The organism is Selenomonas sp. oral taxon 136 (assembly GCF_001554015.1).
GTDB classification, from domain to species: Bacteria; Bacillota; Negativicutes; order Selenomonadales; family Selenomonadaceae; genus Centipeda; species Centipeda felix.
In genome coordinates this window covers 268,614-287,924 of the sequence record NZ_CP014239.1, presented here as the reverse complement: position 1 = coordinate 287,924, position 19,311 = coordinate 268,614, and the positions used below count along the sequence as shown (strand labels likewise).

The following is a 19,311-nucleotide window of genomic DNA, read 5'->3' as shown; positions in this document are numbered from 1 at the left end:
ATCTTGACGCATCTTTTTTGTCCGCACTTCGGCGGAAAATCCTCCACAGAGCACCACCCTGCGTCCGGTTTTCCACCTCGCTTAGACGAAAAAATCTACGCCAATCTGGCAGACCTCATTTTATCAGTGATTCCCTAACAAATAACGCTGCTGTACGAAGGCCTTTCTATCTTCGTACAGCAGTTTTTTATCGGAGGGGTGATGATGGTATGCGGGTGAAGATGTGCGGCATGCAGACCGCAGCAGCGGCACGCGCGGCAGAGGCGGCGGGAGCGGACTACATCGGGTTCATCTTCGCGCAGGGCAGTCGCCGCTATGTCACGCCGGAGACGGCGCGCGAGATTGCGCGGGAAATGCGGCATGTGAAGAAGGTAGGCGTCTTTGTCGATGCGCCGATGGCGGAGGTGAATCGGATTGCCGCTGCCGTGGGGCTGGACTATGTGCAGCTCCACGGCCATGAGACGGCAGAGATGGCACGCATGGCAGAGCGCCCCGTGATCAAGGCGTACCGCTATGGGGACGACTTTGATGCGGAGGCGGCGAACGCCTATCCTGCGGAGATCATTCTCGTAGACAGCTACGTGAAGGGGGCGGCAGGCGGTACGGGGCGGACATTTCGCTGGCAGGAAGCGGCACAGGAGATCGCGCGCGTCACGAAGCCCGTACTGATTGCGGGCGGCATCACGGCGGCGAATGTCGGGGAGGCCGTCGAGACCTTTCATCCATTCGGCATTGATGTATCGGGAGGGCTGGAGGAGGACGGCGTGAAATCCAAGGCAAAAATCACAGCGTTTATGGCGGCGGTACATGCACACCGATGATGTATTTGCCCCGCGTGAACGCGAGCGGTACACGGCCATGTGCGCCCTCTCATTGACAAATGCCGCATTCTCCTCTAAGATAGACAAATACGCCGAAAGGCGCAGAATGAATCATTTGAAGGAGGTGCACAATGCGCGACATACTTGCTGAAATTGTGGCGAAGAAGCGCGGCATTGTCGCGGCGGCGAAGGAAGCCGTGCCGCTCGATGTACTGAAACGGGATCTGTCCTGTGGAACGTTCCGCATGGCGGAGCACTTCCGATGGCATGGCTGGGGGCTAATCGCCGAGTGCAAGCTGCAGTCGCCCGCTAAGGGACGGCTGACGACGGCGCACACGGTCACGGAACTCGCCGATATCTATACGGCGGCAGGCGCGGCCGTGCTCTCTGTGCACACCGATCCGCATTTTCTCGGCAGCAACGCGGATTTTTCCACTGTGCGTGCGCGTGTGAATACACCACTCCTGCGCAAGGATTTTATCATCGATCCCTATCAGGTCTACGAGGCGCGTGCGTTGGGCGCGGATGCCGTTCTGCTGATTGTGCGCATCCTCACGCCGGAGCAGCTGAAGCAGCTGCTTTACCTGACGTGGAGTCTTGGGATGGACGCTCTTGTAGAGGTGCACGACCGCCGTGATTTGGAAACTGCACAGGAAACGCCGGCAGAATTCATCGGCATCAACAACCGCAATCTCGTGACCTTTGAGACGAGCGTGGAGACGACGCTCGCCCTCCTGCCCTACGCAGACAAGAATCGTACGCTCATCAGCGAGAGCGGCATCTTTGCCCGTGCGGATGCGGAACGCGTTCGTGCGGCAGGGTGCAAAGGCGTGCTGGTCGGAGAGGGATTGGTGCGTGCGGCGGATGTCGGGGCGTTTGCAAGAGAACTGGTTGATGTTGAGACGAAGGAGCAATAATATATGAGCAAGAAGGGACGATTCGGCGACTATGGCGGGCAGTATGTGCCCGAGATTGTGATGCCGGCACTGAATGAGCTGGAAGAGGCATATCTGAAATACCGTGACGATGCGGCGTTTCAGGCGGAGTACCGCAGCTACCTCAAGGAGTATGCAGGGCGTCCGACGAATCTTTATTTTGCCGAGCGGCTGACGAAGCACTACGGCAAGGCGGACATCTATCTCAAGCGCGAGGATCTTCTTCATACGGGGGCGCATAAGATCAACAATGCGCTCGGCCAGGCACTCCTTGCACACCGCATGGGCAAGAAGCGCATTATCGCAGAGACGGGCGCGGGGCAGCATGGTGTGGCGACGGCGACGGTGGCGGCACTCTTTGGAATGGAATGCCGCATCTTCATGGGTGCACTTGACGTGGAGCGGCAGAAGCTCAACGTGTTCCGTATGCGTCTGCTCGGCGCGACGGTCGTCCCCGTATCGAGCGGTACAGGAACGCTGAAGGATGCAACGAGCGAGGCGATCCGTTACTGGGCGACGAACATCACGGATACCTACTATGTCATCGGCTCCGCCGTTGGTCCGCATCCCTATCCGATGATGGTGCGCGACTTCCAGAAGGTTATCGGTGAGGAGATTCGCGCACAGGCAGAGGAGAAATTCCACGCGAAACCCGACTATCTCGTTGCCTGCATCGGCGGCGGGAGCAACGCCATCGGTACGATCTATGATTTTCGCAATGATGCCGACGTGAAGAAGTTCTGCGTCGAGGGCGGCGGGCGCAGCGATGCGGACGGCGACAATGCCAAGACGCTCAGCGGCGGCGGTACGCCGGGCATCCTGCACGGAGCGTACAGCAACCTCCTGCAGAATGAGGACGGGCAGGTCATTGAGGCGTACAGCATCTCAGCAGGGCTCGACTACCCCGGGGTCGGTCCGGAGCATTCCTACTTTAAGGACGAGGGCATCGTCACCTATGTCTCCGTGACGGACAGAGAGGCACTCGACGCATTCCAGCGTCTCTCGCGCATCGAGGGGATCATTCCCGCGCTCGAGAGCTCGCATGCACTGGCGTATCTGGAGACGCTGATGCCCAAGACCAAGGCGGGCGAGCGCGTTGTCGTCTGTCTCTCAGGACGCGGCGACAAGGACGTGCAGATGGTGGCAAAGGAGCTGGGGGAGGACATCGCATGAGCAAGCGGATGAATGAAAAACTCGCAAAGCTCCGCGCCGACGGGCGGACAGGGCTTTACATCTACGTGACGGCAGGGTGCCCCAGTGCGGAGGCAACCGTGGACATCGTACGCCGTGCCGAGGAGGCGGGCGCCGATCTCATCGAGCTCGGCCTGCCGTTCTCCGATCCCATGGCGGATGGCCCCGTGATTCAGGCGGCAAGTGTCGAGGCACTGAAGAACGGCATGACGATGAAGAAGGCACTTGAGATCGTCAAGGAGATCCGCAGACACTCGGAGATCCCCATCGTCGGCATGGGCTACATCAACATGGTGAACCACTATGGGTTTGAGCGTTTTGTCACGGACTTCAAGGCAGCGGGGATGGACGGCGTGATCCTGCCCGATGTTCCGCACGAAGAGTCGGAGGAAATGCGCCGCATCTGCGATGTGCATGACTTTACACTGACGGAGTTCATCACGCCGGGAACGACGGAGGCGCGCATGGCGGAGACGTGCCGTCATGCGGCGGGCTTCGTCTACTGCGTCTCGAACTATGGTGTCACAGGCGTCAAGGAGATCGACTACAGCATCATCGGGAAGGTCTGCTCTGCCGCACGCCGCTATACGAATATCCCACTTGCCATCGGCTTCGGCATCGGTACGCCCGAGGCTGCCGCACGCGCCGCAAAGCAGGCAGATGGTGTGATCGTCGGCAGTGCAGTCGTCAAGCACATTCTCGACGGTGATATCGACGGCGGCATCCAGCTGATCGCTGCGATGCGCAAGGCACTCGATGCTTAAGGGAACAATATTGCCCACCGCTGTGAAGTCGGTGGGCTTTGCCATGTGAAGGGAGATCCTATACCATGAAGTATCTGATTGATTCGGCAAATCTCGATGAGATTCGTGCGCTTTCGGAATATCTGCCGATCGCCGGTGTAACCAGCAACCCGAGCATCGTCAAGAAGGAGGGGAGTGTCCCGTTCTTTGCCCACATGCGTGAGATTCGCTCCATCATCGGAAAGCTTCGCCCCCTGCATATTCAAGTGACGGCGACGGACTATGACGGGATGATGCGCGACGCAGAGGCGGTGTTTCGCCATGTTGATGAGAAGGTATTCATCAAGGTTCCCGTCGACTTTGAAGGGGTCAAGGTCATCAAAGCCCTTCGCCGTCAGGGGGCAAACGTGACGGCGACGGTCGTCTACGGGATGGATCAGGCATTCATGGCTCTGGAGGCTGGCGCGGACTGCATTGCCCCGTACTATAACCGCATGGAGGCGCTCGGCGTCGATGCAGCGTCTGTGATCGGGAATATTGCCGGCATTATTGCCCACTACGGCTATGAGACAGAGATTCTTGCGGCGAGCTTCAAGCAGCCCGCCCAGATCGATCGTGCAATTCTCGCAGGTGCGCATTCCGTCACCGTGGCGCCTGATGTTCTGCGCGGCATCTTTGTCAAGCAGGTCGTTGCAGATGCGGTGCAGGCATTCTCCGACGATTGGACGGGGCTCTACGGCGGGAAGACACTCGCGGAGCTGGCAGACGAATGAGATCGTACCAATAAGGCAAAGAAGAGCGGCTGCACGCCCCCATCGGCTCGCTATGCTCGCCACTCCCTCAAAGTGCGGGGGAAGCTATATGCTGTTATTCCCAAAAGCCTTCCCCGTTATCACGGGGAAGGGGCACAAAGAATGGGCTGTTGTACGAAGTTTTCAGCTTCGTGCAACAGCCCATTGTCAAATTTGCCTGCTTACGCAGGCGGTTCATCGTATTTCTCATACTCCTCATACTGTGCCGCATGACGCAGCTCTGCGCGCGCGGTGGCGGCATGGAGGGTGTTGAGCGCCGCAAATGGGGCGAACTGCCCCGCACGGTCGTGCCGTGACATGGGCGGATGGGTGCGGGAGATCGGCCGCGCAAGATGGATGATGTCATCGTAGTCATGGATATTTCGCTGCATGGTCGTGCCTCCTTTTATCCGTGCGTACGCTATGCTTTGTGTCCGCCGATCTGTCCGTTGCGCTGGCGCATGGTTGCCCCGTCGATAAAGTTTGCCCCGCGCAGGATGGCATTCTTCCCATAGGCCTGCTTGATGGCAACAACGGCGGCATGAAGTGCCTTTTCCTTTTCCTGTGCACGACGCTCCTTCGCCGTCAACACAGTGCCTGCGGCCTCGTCGGCAGAGAATAGATCCAGCTGCTCCGCATCAGTACTGTCCTGCTCAAGCGTCCGAAGGTGCTGCGCAGAAATCGTGATGCGTCGGATGAGCAAATGCGGGTTCACAATCGTATCGTAGAGATGGGTCAATGCGTTCATCAATGCACGCGGCGGCGCACCGCGCTCCACGGTGCAGTGCCCATGTGACGGCCACGGGACACTGCGGCCGTATCGATCTGTCCGAATACGGCCGTGGTAGAGAGAACGGATCTCCGGGCGGGTGAGGGACTCCACATCGTAGCCGATGGTCAGCTCAATGCGGTCACAGGTGAGGTGCTTTACGGCGAGATCGTGCGCGAGCGCATCCGTCATCTCCCACACGACGAGACGCGCCTTGTCGGTGGCGTATGGCATTTGCAGCACCTGTCCGTGGTGGATGCTGCGCGACCTGGGGCGATAGTGCTTGATGTCCTCCATGCGCGTCGTCTCGATACCCCAAGCGTGGTCGATGAGTAGCTCTGCCTGTACCCCAAAGAGACGATAGAGCAGATCCTCGTTATAGTGCTCAGACGCCTTGCCGAGGGAACAGCGTGCAATATCGCCCATGGTATAGAGGCCGTTTGCCTCGAGCTTTGCAGCGTAGCCCCTGCCGATGCGCCAGAAGTCCGTGAGCGGGCGATGCGCCCAGAGCGCCTGCCGATAGCTCAGTTCATCCAGCTGTGCCACACGTACCCCGTCCGCATCGGGTTTCATGCGCTTGGCGACGATGTCCATGGCGATCTTTGCTAGGTAGAGATTCGTCCCGATGCCGGCGGTCGCGGTAACACCGGTCTCCTGCAGTACCTCGCGGATGAGGCGCAGGGCAAAGTCGTGTGCGGAGATATGCAGGGTGTCCAGATAGCTCGTCGCGTCGATGAACACCTCGTCGATGGAGTAGATGTGGATGTCCGCCGGCGCGATATGCCGCAGATAGACCTCATAGACGCGCACGCTGTATGCGACGTAGAGTGCCATGCGCGGCGGGGCGATGTGGTAGGCGATGCCGAGGTGCGGAGATGCGGCGAGCTCTGTCGCATCCGTTGTCTCACCCGTGAGCCTGTGCTGCGGCGCACGGTATTTCCGCTTGGCGTTTGCGTCCCGCACGGCGCGGACGACCTCAAAGAGGCGCGGGCGTCCGCCGATGCCGTGCATTTTGAGCGCAGGGGATACGGCAAGGCAGATCGTTTTCGTCGTGCGGCTTTCATCTGCGACGACGAGATGCGTCGTCAGCGGATTCAGACCGCGCTCGATGCATTCCACCGAGGCATAGAAGGATTTTAGATCGATTGCGATGTAGGTGCGGTTCGTCATGCGGTATTCCTCCTTAGTTCTATCATAGCACATGTGTTTGCTTCTTGTAAATCAGAAAAAGGGAAAACGTGAGGCGCGTCGAAAATAAAAGAGGATATAGAACGATGCGGAGGAATCAGCCATGAAGATGATCGTTACGGGCGGCGCAGGATTTATCGGCGCCAATTTTGTCTACTATGAACTGCGTGAGCATCCAGAGGATCAGATCGTCTGCTATGACGCTCTGACCTATGCGGGGAATATTGCGACTCTTGCCGAGGCAAGGAAGTCCTCGCAGTTCACCTTTGTGCGCGGCGACATTGCCGACCGCGCGGCGGTTGATGCACTCTTTGCGCGCGAGAAGCCCGATGTGGTCGTGAACTTCGCGGCGGAATCACATGTGGATCGCTCGATTGAGACGCCCGAGATTTTCCTTCAGACGAATATCATCGGCACGAGCATCCTGCTCGACGCATGCCGCAAATATGGCATCAAACGCTATCATCAGGTATCGACAGACGAGGTATATGGCGATCTTCCGCTGGATCGTCCCGATCTCCTCTTTACAGAGGAGACGCCGCTGCACACGTCCAGTCCCTACTCCTCCTCCAAGGCGTCGGCTGATCTGCTCGTGCAGGCGTATGCGCGTACCTATGGCGTTCCCGTGACGATCTCGCGCTGCTCCAATAACTACGGTGCGTTCCAGTTCCCCGAAAAATTGATTCCGCTCATGGTCATCCGCGCCATGAAGGGGGAACAGCTCCCTGTCTACGGCGATGGAAAGAACGTCCGTGACTGGCTGCATGTGGACGATCACTGCAGTGCCATTGATGCGATTGTGCGCCGTGGGGCGGAAGGCTCTGTCTATAACGTTGGCGGGCACAATGAGCGCTCCAATATCGATGTCGTCCGTACGATCCTGCGCGTTCTGGGCAGGGGAGAGGAACAGATCTCCTACGTCACGGATCGCAAGGGGCACGATCGCCGCTATGCCATCGATCCGACCAAGATCGGACGGGAACTCGGCTGGCAGCCGCAGACGAAGTTCGATGACGGCATTGAGGCGGTTGTTGCGTGGTATCGTGACCATACGTCGTGGTGGGAGGACATCCTCAGCGGTGTCTATGAGAAACGAAATGCCGAGGCATGACGCAGTGGCAGCTCCTCTGTGTGGATGCAGGTGTCATGCACGGCGTGCATAGGAGGAAAATGCGTGCTCTGTTTTAAGGATGTCTCTGTGGACTACGGGTGCGGAGACGATAAGGTCCATGCGCTCGCGGATGTGTCCGTACAGCTGGAGCGCAGCACGGTGCTCGCACTGATCGGGGCATCGGGCTGCGGCAAGTCGACGCTCCTGCGCGTTGGGGCAGGACTTCTTCATCCGACATCGGGGCAGGTGACCTGCGGCGGTGCACCCCTTGATCCGCGTGCCCTGCGGATCGGATTTCTCCCACAGAACTATGGGCTCCTTGCATGGAAAACCGTGCGCGAGAATATCCTGCTTGCGGCAGAGATCAAGGGCATTCGCCGCGATGAAGATGCGGAGCGGCTGGACGCATTGGTCGATGAGCTGGGCCTTAAAGACTTGCTGACGCGCTATCCACATGAGCTGTCGGGCGGACAGCAGCAGCGCGTCGGACTGGCGCGCGTATTCTTTCTCGCCCCCGACCTGCTCCTGATGGATGAGCCATTCTCCGCGCTCGACGCGATTACGCGCGAGGCGATGCAGGAGGTGTTCCTCTCCCTCCGCAGGAAGTATGCGGTGACAACCCTGCTCGTGACGCATTACGTGGAGGAAGCACTGATGCTGGCCGACCGCATTGCCGTCATGTGCGGAAAACCCGGCCGTATCGTCGAGGTGATCGACAACGCGTTTGTCGGTGATACCGCACGCCGTGGGTCTCCGGCGTTCTCCGCCATGGGGCAGACACTGCGCGAAAAGATCGCTGGGGAGGGGGCATGATGGAGAAACTCTCACTGCGGATGATCGCCGTCGGGATGCTCGCCTGTATTCTCCTTTGGGCGGGCGCGGCGGAGCTCTTTCAAAAGCCTGTGATCCCATCGCCCGTGCAGGTGTTTTTCCGATTGACAGCGACATTCACAGGGACGATTGCCATTCACGCGGCGTACAGCCTGATGCGGATTGCTGTGGGCGTGCTTGCCGCCGTTGCCGTCGGCTATCCGCTTGGCATCCTGATGGGCTATTTTCGGCGCGTCAATCATCTCCTTGCCCCGATCCTCTATCTGACCTACCCCATCCCGAAGATCGCACTCCTGCCCGTCGTCATGCTGCTCTTTGGCGTCGGGGAGACGAGCAAGCTGCTGCTGGTCTTTCTCATCATCGTCTTTCAGGTGATCGTCACGGTGCGCGATGCCGTTGCCGCGATTCCGCCGGCCACGTATTTCCCGCTGCGCGTGCTCGGCGCGTCATTCGGACAGATGGTGCGCCACATCATTGTGCCCGCCTCGCTGCCGAAGTTCATCACGGCTGTGCGCGTGGCGATGGCAACGGCGATCTCCGTCCTCTTCTTTACGGAGACATTCGGCACACAGTACGGCATCGGCTACTACATCATGGACGCGTGGCTGCGCGTGAACTACCTCGATATGTACGCCGGCATCGTCGTGCTGAGTGCAATCGGACTGCTGCTCTTCATCCTGCTCGATCTGGCAGAGCGTCGGCTGTGTGCGTGGAATCGGCAGTAGACGGTATTAGGGAATTATTAATCGTGTGAATACATTTCTCAATCGCTTTACAATCCACGCTGAAAAATGGTAAGATGGGCGCGTGGTTTTACCGCGTGGACGGGAGAACCCCTTCGATATCTTCTAGGAAAAGGATGGTATGCATGATGAATGAACTTCTCTACAAAATTCCTGCCCATACGCCGCGTGAGGAAATTGTCGCCCAACTGAAAGCACATCCCGAGGTGCGATTCGTCTCACTCGTCGGCATTGATATGGCGGGAAATGATACAGATGAGAAGATTCCGGTACAGATTTTTCTCGACGATATCGACGCTTTCTACAATGGTACGGCCGTGCAGACGGACGGCTCCTCGGTTGTTCTGCCGAAGATTGCAACGATCGAAAACGCCAAGGTGGATCTCCCTGTTGACCCCTCTGTCAATTGGTTTGTGGACTATAATCCTGAGAGCTCGGATGAGGATACGGGGCTGCCGATCGGCACGCTGCGCATCCCGTCCTTCGTCGTGCATGAGGGAAAGCGCGTCGATCCCCGCGCGGTGCTCACGGATACGCTTGTCTATGTAAAGAAGGAACTGCTGAAGTTCTTCCATGAGAATCCGAAGATCTCTGCGGCGCCGAGTCTGAACGGTGCGGACATTGAGGATATCGTATTCACCTCCGCGACAGAGCTCGAGTTCTGGGTCAAAACGCCGCTCGACGACAATGCCTCGATTGAGGAGATGTCGGCGTCGCAGGTGATGAACGAGCAGTACTGGGAGCGGACGCACGGTGCCGTGCGCTCGGCGCTTGAGGAGTGCTTGATCCAACTCGAAAAATATGGGTTCCACATGGAGATGGGGCATAAAGAGGTCGGCGGCGTGAAGGCGCAGATCGACGATACCGGCCGCATGACCCATGTCTGCGAGCAGATCGAGATCGACTGGAAATATGACGATGCGGTACAGGCGGCGGACAACGAGCTCTTCATCCGTACCTTTGTCCGCGAGATCTTCCGTCTCTACGGGCTTGAGGTGAACTTCAAGGCAAAGCCGCTCATCGGTCTGGCGGGAAATGGCGAGCATACCCATCTGAGCCTCGCGGCCATCACAAAGGACGGCAAACGCCACAACCTCTTTGCAGCAGACGACCAGAATGCACACTATATGAGCGCCGTCGGCTATGGCGCACTCATGGGACTCCTGCGCAACTACGAGGTCATCAATCCGTTCGTATCGGCGACCAATGACGCATTCAACCGCCTGAAGCCGGGCTTTGAGGCGCCGGTCTGCATTGTTACGTCCTTTGGCGCGACGCCTGCGATCCCCGCGCGCAACCGCACGGTGCTCGTGAGCCTCATCCGCGATATCAAGAATCCACTGGCTACGCGCTTTGAGCTGCGTGCGACGAATCCGTACTCGAATACGTACTTCGTCCTCGCCGCCTCGTATCTCGCCATCCTCGACGGCGTTTTGCACACGAAGGGGCGCACGGCAGAGGAACTGCTCGCCGAGCTCTCCAAGCAGCCGGGTGAGCAGGGGCTCTACCTCGAGACAGACCGCGCCTATCGGAGCGAGGAGGATGTCTTTGAGCACTATACGGCGGAGGAGCGCGATGCACGCTTTGGTAAGCCGCCCGCGACGGTCTGGGAGAACATGCTCGGCTTTGAGCACAACGAGAAGAAGCTCGCGGTCATCACGGCGGGCGGAACGCTGACGCCGCGCATCATTGACTCGTTCCGTACCGGTGCTCTCCTGCGCTGGAAGATCGAGCTGATCAGCCGCATCATTCCGGAGAACCGCGATATCGTTCGCCGTATGACGGAGATCAAGAGCGATTTCGTGACGGATCAGGATGCCTATATGTGGAACAAAATTCGTGACCTGCGCGTCTACCTCGCAAAGGATACGATTGACGACAAGGCGCTCTTTACCCTGCTGATCAAGGCACTGAATGACGGCGATGATGCAACGGCATCGGCGCTGCAGCTCGAGATGTACGCGAAGATGGAGGAATTGAAGGGACTCTACGACAGCTATAAGAAGAATATGATCTAGGGAATCGCTGATAAAATGAGGTATGCCAGATTGGCGTAGATTTTTTGTCCGATTGAGGCAGCAAACCGGACGCATAGCAAGAGCTATGTGGAGGATTTGCTAACAAAAAGCGGGCGAAAAAGATGCGTCAAGATGGTCGTACCGAATTTATCAGTGCTTCCCTAAACATCTAAAAAATGGACTCTGCCGCACGTCGGCAGATTTTTTTGCATAAAAGTCAAAAAAACAAAAATCATATTTGACTTTTTGACCTTATCTGTTATAATAGAACCATCAAACAGGAAAACAGTGGAGGGATACCTATGGAACAGGATAAATATACTGCGCGGACGCTGGCTGCGCTCCAATCGGCACAGCAGATTGCGGCGATGCGCTATCATCAGGAAATCACGTCGGCACATGTGCTGCTCGCACTTGCCAAAGAGCCCGAGGGACTGCTCGCAACGATCTTTGAGGTCTGCGGTGTGGATCTGCCGATGCTCAAGGCTCGTCTGGAGAAGGAGCTCGCCTCCATCCCGAGCGTACACGGCTCGAACCGCCTTGGCATGGGGATGGATATGGTGCGCGTGCTCGGACGTGCCGAGGAGCTCGCAAAGTCCATGAAGGACGACTACGTATCGACGGAGCATCTGTTGCTCGCCATCGTGACGGACGGCAGCGAGGAGGTACAGGCGATTGCGCGCGAGTTCGGTCTGACGAAGAGCAGCGTACAGGATGCCATCCAGAAGAACCGCAAGCAAAACGTGACGAGCGACAATCCCGAGGAGGGCTATCAGTCGCTTGAGAAATACGGGCGCGACCTTACGGCGGCGGCACGTGCGAACAAGCTCGACCCCGTGATCGGCCGCGACGAGGAGATTCGCCGCACGATCGAGATTCTCTCGCGCCGCACCAAGAACAACCCTGTGCTCATCGGTGAGCCGGGCGTCGGTAAGACGGCGATTGTCGAAGGACTGGCACGCCGCATCGTGGCGGGCGATGTCCCCGAGTCGCTGAAGAATAAGACGCTCTACTCGCTCGACATGGGGGCGCTCGTCGCGGGAGCAAAATTCCGCGGCGAGTTCGAGGAACGCCTCAAAGGCGTTCTCAACGAGATCGCAAAGTCTGAGGGACAGATCCTCCTCTTCATCGACGAAGTGCACACGGTCGTCGGCGCGGGGGCTGCCGAGGGAGCAATGGATGCGGGCAACCTCCTAAAGCCGCTCCTCGCGCGCGGGGAACTTCGCTGCATCGGCGCTACGACCCTGAACGAGTACCGCAAGTACATCGAGAAGGATACAGCACTTGAGCGGCGTTTCCAGCCCGTCATGGTCGGCGAGCCGACGGTGGAGGACACCATCTCCATCCTGCGCGGCCTGAAGGATCGCTATGAGGTGCATCACGGCGTGCGCATCCGCGACGCAGCACTCGTTGCAGCGGCGACGCTCTCTGACCGCTATATTTCCGATCGATTCCTGCCCGACAAGGCGATTGACCTCGTCGATGAGGCAGCGGCAAAGCTGCGCACGGAGATTGAGTCCATGCCCGCACCGCTCGATGAGATTCGGCGCAAAATCCTCCAGCTCGACATCGAGGAAGAAGCACTGAAGAAAGAGACAGACGAGGACTCGAAGGAAAAGCTTGCGGCACTTGTCACCGAGAAGAAAGGACTTCACGCGGAGGAGCAGAAGCTCCAAGAGAAGTGGGAAGGTGAGAAGCAGGCGATCCTGCGCGTACGTGCCATCAAAAAGGAGATGGACGAGGTGCGCGGCGAGATGGAGGCGGCCGAGCGCGCCCAGAATCTCGCCCGTGCGTCGGAGCTGAAATACGGCAAGATGCCGGAGCTTGAGAAGAAGCTCGCCGACGAGGAAGCGGCACTCGCTGCAAAGGCGGACGGTGAACAGATGCTCAAGGAGGAGGTCGGCGAGGAGGATATTGCCCGCGTCGTCAGCCGCTGGACCGGCATCCCCGTCACGAAGATGATGACGGGCGAGCGCGAGAAGCTGCTCCGTCTGGAGGATGTGCTCCATGAGCGCGTTGTCGGACAGGATGAGGCGGTGACCGCCGTCAGCGAGGCGATTCTGCGCGCACGTGCCGGCATCAAGGATCCGAACCGTCCGATCGGCTCGTTTATCTTCCTTGGGCCGACGGGCGTCGGCAAGACAGAGCTCGCCAAGACCCTTGCGGAGTCGCTCTTTGACGATGAGCGGAGCATGATCCGCATCGACATGAGCGAGTACATGGAGAAGCACAGTGTTTCACGTCTCATCGGTGCGCCTCCGGGATACGTCGGCTACGACGAGGGCGGTCAGCTCACCGAGGCAGTGCGCCGTCGTCCGTACAGCGTTATTCTGCTCGATGAGATCGAGAAGGCGCATCGCGACGTGTTCAACGTGCTGCTTCAGATCCTCGACGATGGACGCCTGACGGACGGCAAGGGGCGTGTGGTGAACTTCAAGAACACCGTCATCATCATGACGAGCAATCTCGGCTCACATGAGATTCTCAGCAAGGACTATGCGGAGGCAACGGCGGCAGTGAAGGCACTGCTCAAGGAGTATTTCCGCCCCGAGTTCCTGAACCGCGTCGACGACACCATCGTCTTTAAAGGACTCACACAGGAGGATGTCAAGCGCATTGCGGCGATCATGCTGAAGTCGCTCAGCAAACGCCTTGAGCGTCAGGTGGACATCGCACTCGCGTGGACGGATGATGCACTGGAGGCACTTGCGAAGGAAGGCTTTGATCCCGACTTTGGCGCACGCCCGCTGCGGCGTCTCCTCACGCATAAGATCGAGACGGCGCTCTCGAAGAAGATCATCGCAGGCGATGTGCGCGGCGGTGACACGGTCGAGCTTGGCTTCGACGGAACGGCATTTACGTTTCAGACGCTGTAAGCGAGAGCCACGATCGGATCACTGCCTCCCTCGTTGCGACGGGGGAAGCGAATATGCCGTAATCCAAAAGCCTGCCCCGCTTGCGGGGAAGGGGGACCACGAAGCGGTGGAAGGGGCACAATAGGGAGCAACATGAAGGAGTGTTTTCCTTCATGTTGCTCCCTATTTAATTTCCGTACCAACGGTTACAGCATTTCTTCACCCTCCTGCATTATAATTGTCACATCAAGGTGAAAATTATAATTGATATAAAGGGGCTTTCATTATGGAGAAGACACTGGATTTGAAGAAGAGCGTTGCCGAACTGGTGGAGGAATATCCCGAGGTGCGGGAGATCATGGCGGAGGTCGGCTTCAAGGAGATCACCAATCCCGTTGCGCTCAACGTGATGGGGCGCATCATGACGATCCCGCGCGGCGCGGCGGTGAAGGGAATTGATCTCGCGAAGGTAATTGCTGCCTTCGAGGAGCACGGCTATACCGTGCTCAGTGACGACGCACAGTCGCGGCAGGGACGTCTGCGCGGCTTTATCGAGCGCCTGTCGGATGGGGAGGAACTGGACTCCGTCCGCAAGGATTTTGTCAAGGAGTTCAGCCACGTCGAGGCTCATGAGATCATGGATGCAGAGCAATCCCTCATCAAGGAGGGCATGCCGGTCAGTGAGGTGCAGCGCCTCTGTGACGTGCATTCCGCGCTCTTTCATGGGACGGCGTCTGCTCCGCCCGCAGGTGCGCTTTCGCATGATGAGATTCACGCGCAGGCAGCATCGGTCGACCCGAATGATATGGACGCACTGCCCGAGGGACATCCGCTGACGATTTTGCGCGCGGAGAATCACGCTCTTGAACAGCTGCTCGATACGATTATGGCGGAGCTGGACGGCGCGAAGCGCATGGATGTCATGCTGACGCACATGCTTTCCCTCGGCGATCTGCGGATGCACTACATAAAAAAGGAAGAGCTGCTGATGCCGGTGCTCTATGACTATGGCGTTACCGGGCCGTCGCAGGTGATGTGGGGCATTGACGATGAGATGAAGCGCGAGCTCAGCATGATCATCAAGGCACTCAAGGCGGATGCAGAGACACTGCCGCTCTACGAGTCGCGCATTCGTGATCTCGTACAGCGCGTGCGCGAGATGACCTTTAAGGAGGAGCGCATCCTGTTCCCGCTCAGCCTGCGGTATTTTACGCAGATGGAGTGGTACCGCGCCTACCACGATCTCGTGACGATGGGATCGTCCTTCGGCGTTGACCTTCCCGCGTGGCCGGAGGCACAGGCATGGCTCGATCAGGAGGCGGCGCGCGTTGCCGATGCACCGTCTGGGGGAGTGCTTCAATTTCCAACGGGCACGCTCACAATGGAGCAGCTGACGGCGATCTTCAAACTCCTGCCCGTTGACATCACCTTCATCGACAAGGACGACGTCGTCCGCTTCTTTACCAACGAGGGGCAGGTCTTCACGCGTCCCATGTCCGCGCTCGGGCGTGACGTGATCAACTGCCATCCGCCCGAGATCATTCCCGTCGTGCGCAATCTGATTGCGGACTTCAAGGCGAAGAAGCGCACGCAGATGATTGTGCACCGCTACATCCGCGAGCGTCCGATTCGCGTACACTATCAGGCAATGTACGATGCGGCCGGTGAGTATCTCGGCACGGTCGAGTTCGTGACCGATCACGCCGAGGCACTCGAGAAATTTTGCCGCTGAAAGATAAGATAAAAGAACCTGTCAAGAAAAATACTTGACAGGTTCTTTGTTTCCCGTTATACTTGCACAAGTATCTCCCATAACAGCCTGCTCCGCCTGCGGGGAAGGGAGACCACGCAGAGCGTGGTGGGAGGGGAGGAACGGATTGGATCAGCTCTACTATCGAGCAAAGCTCTACGATTTCTATGGAGGCCTTCTGACGGGAAAGCAGCGCGAATGTCTGCGCTTGCACATTGCAGAGGATTTCTCGCTCGCGGAGATCGGCGAGGAGCTCGGCATCACCCGGCAGGCGGCGCATGACAATATTCGCCGCGCAGAGCGCGCACTGGCGGAGATGGAGGAGACGCTGGGGCTCTTTGCTCGTCAACAGGAGCAGGAGCGGTCGATCGCTGCCGTCTGTGCGGAGCTGCGTGCACTCAGAGAACCGATTGCGTGCACCGATGTATGCCGCATCGCGGATGAACTGGAACAATACACATCACAGGATGATACGAAGGAGGTGGGAGAATGATCTTTGAGAATCTGTCCGACCGCCTGCAGGGGATCTTTAAGAAGCTGCGCGGGCACGGCAAGCTGACCGAAGACGACGTGAACGATGCGATGCGCGAGGTGCGCATGGCGTTGCTGGAAGCGGACGTCAACTTCAAGGTCGTCAAGGACTTCGTGAGGCGCGTCAAGGAGCGAGCCGTCGGGCAGGAGGTGCTTGACACGCTGACGGCGGCACAGGCCGTTGTCAAGATCGTCGATGAGGAACTCACCGCGCTGATGGGCGGAACGGAAAGCCGCCTCAACATCAGCCCCAACCCACCGACCGTCATCATGCTCGTCGGATTGCAGGGCTCGGGCAAGACGACCTCGGCAGGCAAGCTCGCGCTCATGCTCAAGAAACAGGGCAAGCGTCCGCTGCTCGTTGCCGACGATATCTATCGTCCCGCTGCCATCAAGCAGCTTGAGGTCATTGGCGGCAAGGTCGATGTGCCCGTCTTTTCGCAGGGACAGGAGGATGCCGTCGCCATTGCGCGTGCGGCAATCGCACATTCTTCCTCTCACGCCAACGACGTTGTCATCATTGATACGGCGGGGCGCCTGCAGATTGATGAGACCCTCATGCAGGAGCTGCGCGACATCAAGGCGGAAGTAAAGCCGCATGAAATCCTCCTCGTCGTGGATGCCATGACAGGACAGGAAGCCGTGAACGTCGCCGAGGCGTTTGACGCCTCGCTCGGCCTGGACGGCGTCATCATGACGAAGCTGGACGGCGATGCGCGCGGCGGCGCGGCGCTCTCCATCAAGGCGGTGACGGGCTGTCCCCTGAAATTCGTCGGTATGGGCGAAAAGCTCGAGCCGCTCGAGGTCTTCCACCCTGACCGCATGGCGTCGCGTATCCTTGGCATGGGCGACGTGCTCTCCCTCGTGGAGAAGGCACAGGAGAACTTCGATCTCGAGAACGCGAAGAAGATGGAGGAGAAACTCCGCCGTAACGACTTCACGCTCGATGATTTCCTCGATCAGATGCAGCAGGTTAAAAAGCTTGGTTCGCTCAGCAACATCCTCGGCATGATCCCGGGAATGGGCGGTCTGAAGAAGAAACTCGGCGATCAGGAGTTTGACCTCGATGGGAAAGAGATGCGCCGGCTTGAAGCGATCATCCGCGCGATGACGCCGAAGGAGCGCGCAGACATCACGATCATCAACGGCAGTCGGCGCAAGCGCATTGCCGCCGGCAGCGGGACGCGCGTGCAGGACGTCAACAAACTGCTCAAGCAGTTCGGCGAAATGCGCAAGATGATGAAGAAGATGAAGAAAATGAAGGGGAAGGGCGGGATGCCAGCCATGCCGTCCATGGGCGGCATGGGACTCCCCAAGATGCCGTTCTTTAGGTAGTGCGGCAGAGTCCAACGAAAGGTGGTGAAATTATGGCAGTCAAGATTCGTTTGAACCGTATGGGCGCGAAGAAGAATCCCTTCTATCGCATTGTAGTCGCTGATTCGCGTGCACCGCGCGACGGGCGATTCATCGAGATCCTTGGAAACTACGATCCGTCGAAGCAGCCCGCACTCGTCAATATCGACGAGGAGAAGGCGATTGATTGGATGAAGAAGGGCGCACAGCCGACGGACACCGTCAAGAACATTCTGAGCAAGAATGGCACGATGGCGAAGTTTGCTGAGGCAAAGCGTCAGAAGGACTGATGCGTGACGCGCGATTCGATGGGGGGATATCCTCTCCCGCAGAGGACTTCCCGTCGCGTGCGCACACGGCGATGAGGAGAGACGACGCGCATGAAAGAGATAGTCGAGGTTATTGCGAAATCCTTGGTAGATCATCCGGAAGCTGTCGTCGTTGACGAAACACAGGATGATCAGGAGATCATTTTAAGACTTCGTGTGGCGGAGGATGACATGGGGAAGGTCATCGGCAAACAGGGGCGGATCGCAAAGGCGCTTCGCAGTGTTGTCAAGGCCGCTGCCACGAAGGAGAATAAGCGGGCGACAGTCGAGATCGGCTGAGCCGGGCGGAGTGCCGATGAGGTGCACTCCTGTAAAACGGCGGCATATATTCCGTCGTTTTTTCATAAGGAGAGATTAGAGTGGATTCTATTTCAATCAAGGTACCCGTTACCGTTAAGGCGAAGCTGACGGAAAAATTGCGTGCGAAAATGCTCAAGGAGATGGAGGAAGGACTCAGCCGTGCGGAGCTCGAACTTCAGCAGCTTGGCATTCAGGAAAAGCGCGTGATGCAGGAAGCCGAGCAGGGCGAACTCACCCCGCAGGCAATCCAGAACATCAATAACATTCGTCAGGAGCGTCAGCGCCGCGTCGACTACGTCGAGGAGACGCGTGCCCATCAGGAGGAGCTGCAGAAGTTTGCTGAGGGAGCGGAGATCGTGCAGGGAACGCTTGAGCGTCAGGTTGAGGCGAAGGTCGGCGACGATATGCGTGAGCTGATGAACGTCGAGATCCTGGTGGAGGATGACAAGATTGTCGCGATCCGTTCCTGATGAGCGCATCGTTATCGGCCGCATCGGCGCACCGCACGGCGTGCGCGGCGATCTGCGCATTATTCCCCTGACGGATTTCCCCGAGCGCTTTGCACAGATGCGGGAGGTGCTGGCAGGGGATGAGCTCCTTCATATCACTGCCGTCAAGCCGCAGGGGCGGAATATTCTCATGCATTTTCGGGAATACGATGTGCGTGAGACGGCACAGCGCCTCACGGGACGTGTGCTGACGGTGCCGCGTGCGGAAGCGGCACCGCTTGATGAGGGCGAGTATTATGTGTTCGACATCGTCGGCCTCACGGTGCGCGATGAGGATGGAAATGAACTCGGTACGGTGACGGATGTTCTGCGGACGGGCAGCAACGATGTCTATGCGGTACGGAATGCCGATGGGCACGAACTCCTTGTACCCGCACTGCGCACCGTGGTGCAGAACATTGACACAGCGGGCGGCTGCATGACCGTGCGCCTGCCGGAATAGCGGACGGAGACGATCTCTGTCCGCGTTTTCTTTGCGCAATTTCCTGTGTCATGCTATAATAGTAAGAACTATGGGGCACTGATACATTCAGCGATTCCCTA

20 protein-coding genes are annotated in these 19,311 nt (G+C 58.3%); 18 read left to right on the top strand and 2 right to left on the bottom strand.

Features of this window, described 5'->3' with window-relative positions:
* The first annotated feature begins 209 nt into the window (after positions 1-209).
* From AXE86_RS01295 to AXE86_RS01275, 5 genes are all read left to right on the top strand, one after another.
* Positions 210-821, top strand: coding sequence for a phosphoribosylanthranilate isomerase (locus AXE86_RS01295; RefSeq protein ID WP_061943836.1), 612 nt, complete (start codon positions 210-212; stop codon positions 819-821).
* A gap of 131 nt (positions 822-952) precedes the next feature.
* Entirely contained in the window at positions 953-1,738 is a 786-nt protein-coding gene (gene trpC, locus AXE86_RS01290; RefSeq protein ID WP_061943833.1) for an indole-3-glycerol phosphate synthase TrpC, read from the top strand.
* A gap of 3 nt (positions 1,739-1,741) precedes the next feature.
* Positions 1,742-2,929: a tryptophan synthase subunit beta gene (gene trpB, locus AXE86_RS01285; RefSeq protein WP_009442685.1), complete on the top strand. Its 1,188-nt coding sequence runs from the start codon at positions 1,742-1,744 to the stop codon at positions 2,927-2,929.
* A complete protein-coding gene (trpA, locus tag AXE86_RS01280) occupies positions 2,926-3,711 on the top strand; it encodes a tryptophan synthase subunit alpha (RefSeq protein WP_009442684.1) in 786 nt (261 codons plus the stop codon). The genes trpB and trpA overlap by 4 nt, the downstream gene beginning before the upstream one ends.
* Before the next feature lie 65 nt (positions 3,712-3,776).
* On the top strand, positions 3,777-4,463 hold the full coding sequence (locus AXE86_RS01275) for a fructose-6-phosphate aldolase (RefSeq protein WP_061943830.1): 687 nt from the start codon (positions 3,777-3,779) through the stop codon (positions 4,461-4,463).
* Positions 4,464-4,663: 200 nt separating this feature from the next.
* Here the strand turns inward: AXE86_RS01275 and AXE86_RS01270 are convergent, their stop codons facing one another.
* Together AXE86_RS01270 and AXE86_RS01265 are read right to left on the bottom strand one after the other, a co-directional pair.
* Entirely contained in the window at positions 4,664-4,873 is a 210-nt protein-coding gene (locus AXE86_RS01270; RefSeq protein WP_009442682.1) for a hypothetical protein, read from the bottom strand.
* Positions 4,874-4,902: 29 nt separating this feature from the next.
* Complete coding sequence (locus AXE86_RS01265; protein ID WP_061943827.1) at positions 4,903-6,420, bottom strand: Y-family DNA polymerase; 1,518 nt, start codon at positions 6,418-6,420, stop codon at positions 4,903-4,905.
* A gap of 121 nt (positions 6,421-6,541) precedes the next feature.
* On the opposite strand from AXE86_RS01265, the gene rfbB reads away from it, so the two are divergent.
* From rfbB to rimM, 13 genes are all read left to right on the top strand, one after another.
* Positions 6,542-7,549, top strand: coding sequence for a dTDP-glucose 4,6-dehydratase (gene rfbB / locus AXE86_RS01260; RefSeq protein WP_061943824.1), 1,008 nt, complete (start codon positions 6,542-6,544; stop codon positions 7,547-7,549).
* Positions 7,550-7,573: 24 nt separating this feature from the next.
* Positions 7,574-8,362 (top strand): ABC transporter ATP-binding protein, encoded by a 789-nt coding sequence (locus AXE86_RS01255; RefSeq protein ID WP_061946908.1) that lies wholly within the window; start codon positions 7,574-7,576, stop codon positions 8,360-8,362.
* Positions 8,359-9,105 (top strand): ABC transporter permease, encoded by a 747-nt coding sequence (locus AXE86_RS01250; protein WP_061943821.1) that lies wholly within the window; start codon positions 8,359-8,361, stop codon positions 9,103-9,105. Before AXE86_RS01255 ends, AXE86_RS01250 begins: the two co-directional genes overlap by 4 nt.
* A 146-nt stretch (positions 9,106-9,251) precedes the next feature.
* Positions 9,252-11,141 carry a glutamine synthetase gene (locus AXE86_RS01245; protein WP_061946907.1) on the top strand — a complete coding sequence of 630 codons (1,890 nt, stop codon included), beginning with the start codon at positions 9,252-9,254 and terminating at the stop codon, positions 11,139-11,141.
* A 39-nt stretch (positions 11,142-11,180) separates the two neighbouring features.
* Entirely contained in the window at positions 11,181-11,306 is a 126-nt protein-coding gene (locus tag AXE86_RS12980) for a secretion protein HlyD (RefSeq protein WP_071884734.1), read from the top strand.
* A 137-nt stretch (positions 11,307-11,443) separates the two neighbouring features.
* Positions 11,444-14,017: an ATP-dependent chaperone ClpB gene (gene clpB / locus AXE86_RS01240; RefSeq protein WP_061943818.1), complete on the top strand. Its 2,574-nt coding sequence runs from the start codon at positions 11,444-11,446 to the stop codon at positions 14,015-14,017.
* Between the two features lie 265 nt (positions 14,018-14,282).
* Entirely contained in the window at positions 14,283-15,728 is a 1,446-nt protein-coding gene (locus AXE86_RS01235) for a DUF438 domain-containing protein (RefSeq protein WP_061943815.1), read from the top strand.
* 145 nt (positions 15,729-15,873) lie between these two features.
* On the top strand, positions 15,874-16,239 hold the full coding sequence (ylxM, locus tag AXE86_RS01230) for a YlxM family DNA-binding protein (protein ID WP_061943812.1): 366 nt from the start codon (positions 15,874-15,876) through the stop codon (positions 16,237-16,239).
* The gene (gene ffh / locus AXE86_RS01225; protein WP_061943810.1) at positions 16,236-17,612 is read left to right on the top strand and encodes a signal recognition particle protein; all 1,377 of its coding nucleotides are present in this window, start codon (positions 16,236-16,238) and stop codon (positions 17,610-17,612) included. The genes ylxM and ffh overlap by 4 nt, the downstream gene beginning before the upstream one ends.
* Before the next feature lie 32 nt (positions 17,613-17,644).
* On the top strand, positions 17,645-17,920 hold the full coding sequence (gene rpsP / locus AXE86_RS01220) for a 30S ribosomal protein S16 (protein WP_006691291.1): 276 nt from the start codon (positions 17,645-17,647) through the stop codon (positions 17,918-17,920).
* 90 nt (positions 17,921-18,010) lie between these two features.
* Positions 18,011-18,238 (top strand): KH domain-containing protein, encoded by a 228-nt coding sequence (locus AXE86_RS01215; RefSeq protein ID WP_006306836.1) that lies wholly within the window; start codon positions 18,011-18,013, stop codon positions 18,236-18,238.
* A gap of 80 nt (positions 18,239-18,318) precedes the next feature.
* The gene (locus AXE86_RS01210) at positions 18,319-18,729 is read left to right on the top strand and encodes a YlqD family protein (RefSeq protein ID WP_061943806.1); all 411 of its coding nucleotides are present in this window, start codon (positions 18,319-18,321) and stop codon (positions 18,727-18,729) included.
* Positions 18,701-19,210, top strand: a complete 510-nt coding sequence (gene rimM / locus AXE86_RS01205) for a ribosome maturation factor RimM (protein ID WP_061943803.1) — start codon at positions 18,701-18,703, stop codon at positions 19,208-19,210. The genes AXE86_RS01210 and rimM overlap by 29 nt, the downstream gene beginning before the upstream one ends.
* Positions 19,211-19,311 lie beyond the last annotated feature (101 nt).

What these genes read in the sequence shown, in the direction of transcription:
- AXE86_RS01295 (WP_061943836.1), top strand. Translation starts at nt 210, where the DNA reads ATGCGGGTGAAGATGTGCGGCATGCAGACCGCAGCAGCGGCACGCGCG.
- trpC (WP_061943833.1), top strand. Translation starts at nt 953, where the DNA reads ATGCGCGACATACTTGCTGAAATTGTGGCGAAGAAGCGCGGCATTGTC.
- trpB (WP_009442685.1), top strand. Translation starts at nt 1,742, where the DNA reads ATGAGCAAGAAGGGACGATTCGGCGACTATGGCGGGCAGTATGTGCCC.
- trpA (WP_009442684.1), top strand. Translation starts at nt 2,926, where the DNA reads ATGAGCAAGCGGATGAATGAAAAACTCGCAAAGCTCCGCGCCGACGGG.
- AXE86_RS01275 (WP_061943830.1), top strand. Translation starts at nt 3,777, where the DNA reads ATGAAGTATCTGATTGATTCGGCAAATCTCGATGAGATTCGTGCGCTT.
- AXE86_RS01270 (WP_009442682.1), bottom strand. Translation starts at nt 4,873, where the DNA reads ATGCAGCGAAATATCCATGACTACGATGACATCATCCATCTTGCGCGG.
- AXE86_RS01265 (WP_061943827.1), bottom strand. Translation starts at nt 6,420, where the DNA reads ATGACGAACCGCACCTACATCGCAATCGATCTAAAATCCTTCTATGCC.
- rfbB (WP_061943824.1), top strand. Translation starts at nt 6,542, where the DNA reads ATGAAGATGATCGTTACGGGCGGCGCAGGATTTATCGGCGCCAATTTT.
- AXE86_RS01255 (WP_061946908.1), top strand. Translation starts at nt 7,574, where the DNA reads ATGCAGGTGTCATGCACGGCGTGCATAGGAGGAAAATGCGTGCTCTGT.
- AXE86_RS01250 (WP_061943821.1), top strand. Translation starts at nt 8,359, where the DNA reads ATGATGGAGAAACTCTCACTGCGGATGATCGCCGTCGGGATGCTCGCC.
- AXE86_RS01245 (WP_061946907.1), top strand. Translation starts at nt 9,252, where the DNA reads ATGAATGAACTTCTCTACAAAATTCCTGCCCATACGCCGCGTGAGGAA.
- clpB (WP_061943818.1), top strand. Translation starts at nt 11,444, where the DNA reads ATGGAACAGGATAAATATACTGCGCGGACGCTGGCTGCGCTCCAATCG.
- AXE86_RS01235 (WP_061943815.1), top strand. Translation starts at nt 14,283, where the DNA reads ATGGAGAAGACACTGGATTTGAAGAAGAGCGTTGCCGAACTGGTGGAG.
- ffh (WP_061943810.1), top strand. Translation starts at nt 16,236, where the DNA reads ATGATCTTTGAGAATCTGTCCGACCGCCTGCAGGGGATCTTTAAGAAG.
- rpsP (WP_006691291.1), top strand. Translation starts at nt 17,645, where the DNA reads ATGGCAGTCAAGATTCGTTTGAACCGTATGGGCGCGAAGAAGAATCCC.
- AXE86_RS01215 (WP_006306836.1), top strand. Translation starts at nt 18,011, where the DNA reads ATGAAAGAGATAGTCGAGGTTATTGCGAAATCCTTGGTAGATCATCCG.
- rimM (WP_061943803.1), top strand. Translation starts at nt 18,701, where the DNA reads ATGACAAGATTGTCGCGATCCGTTCCTGATGAGCGCATCGTTATCGGC.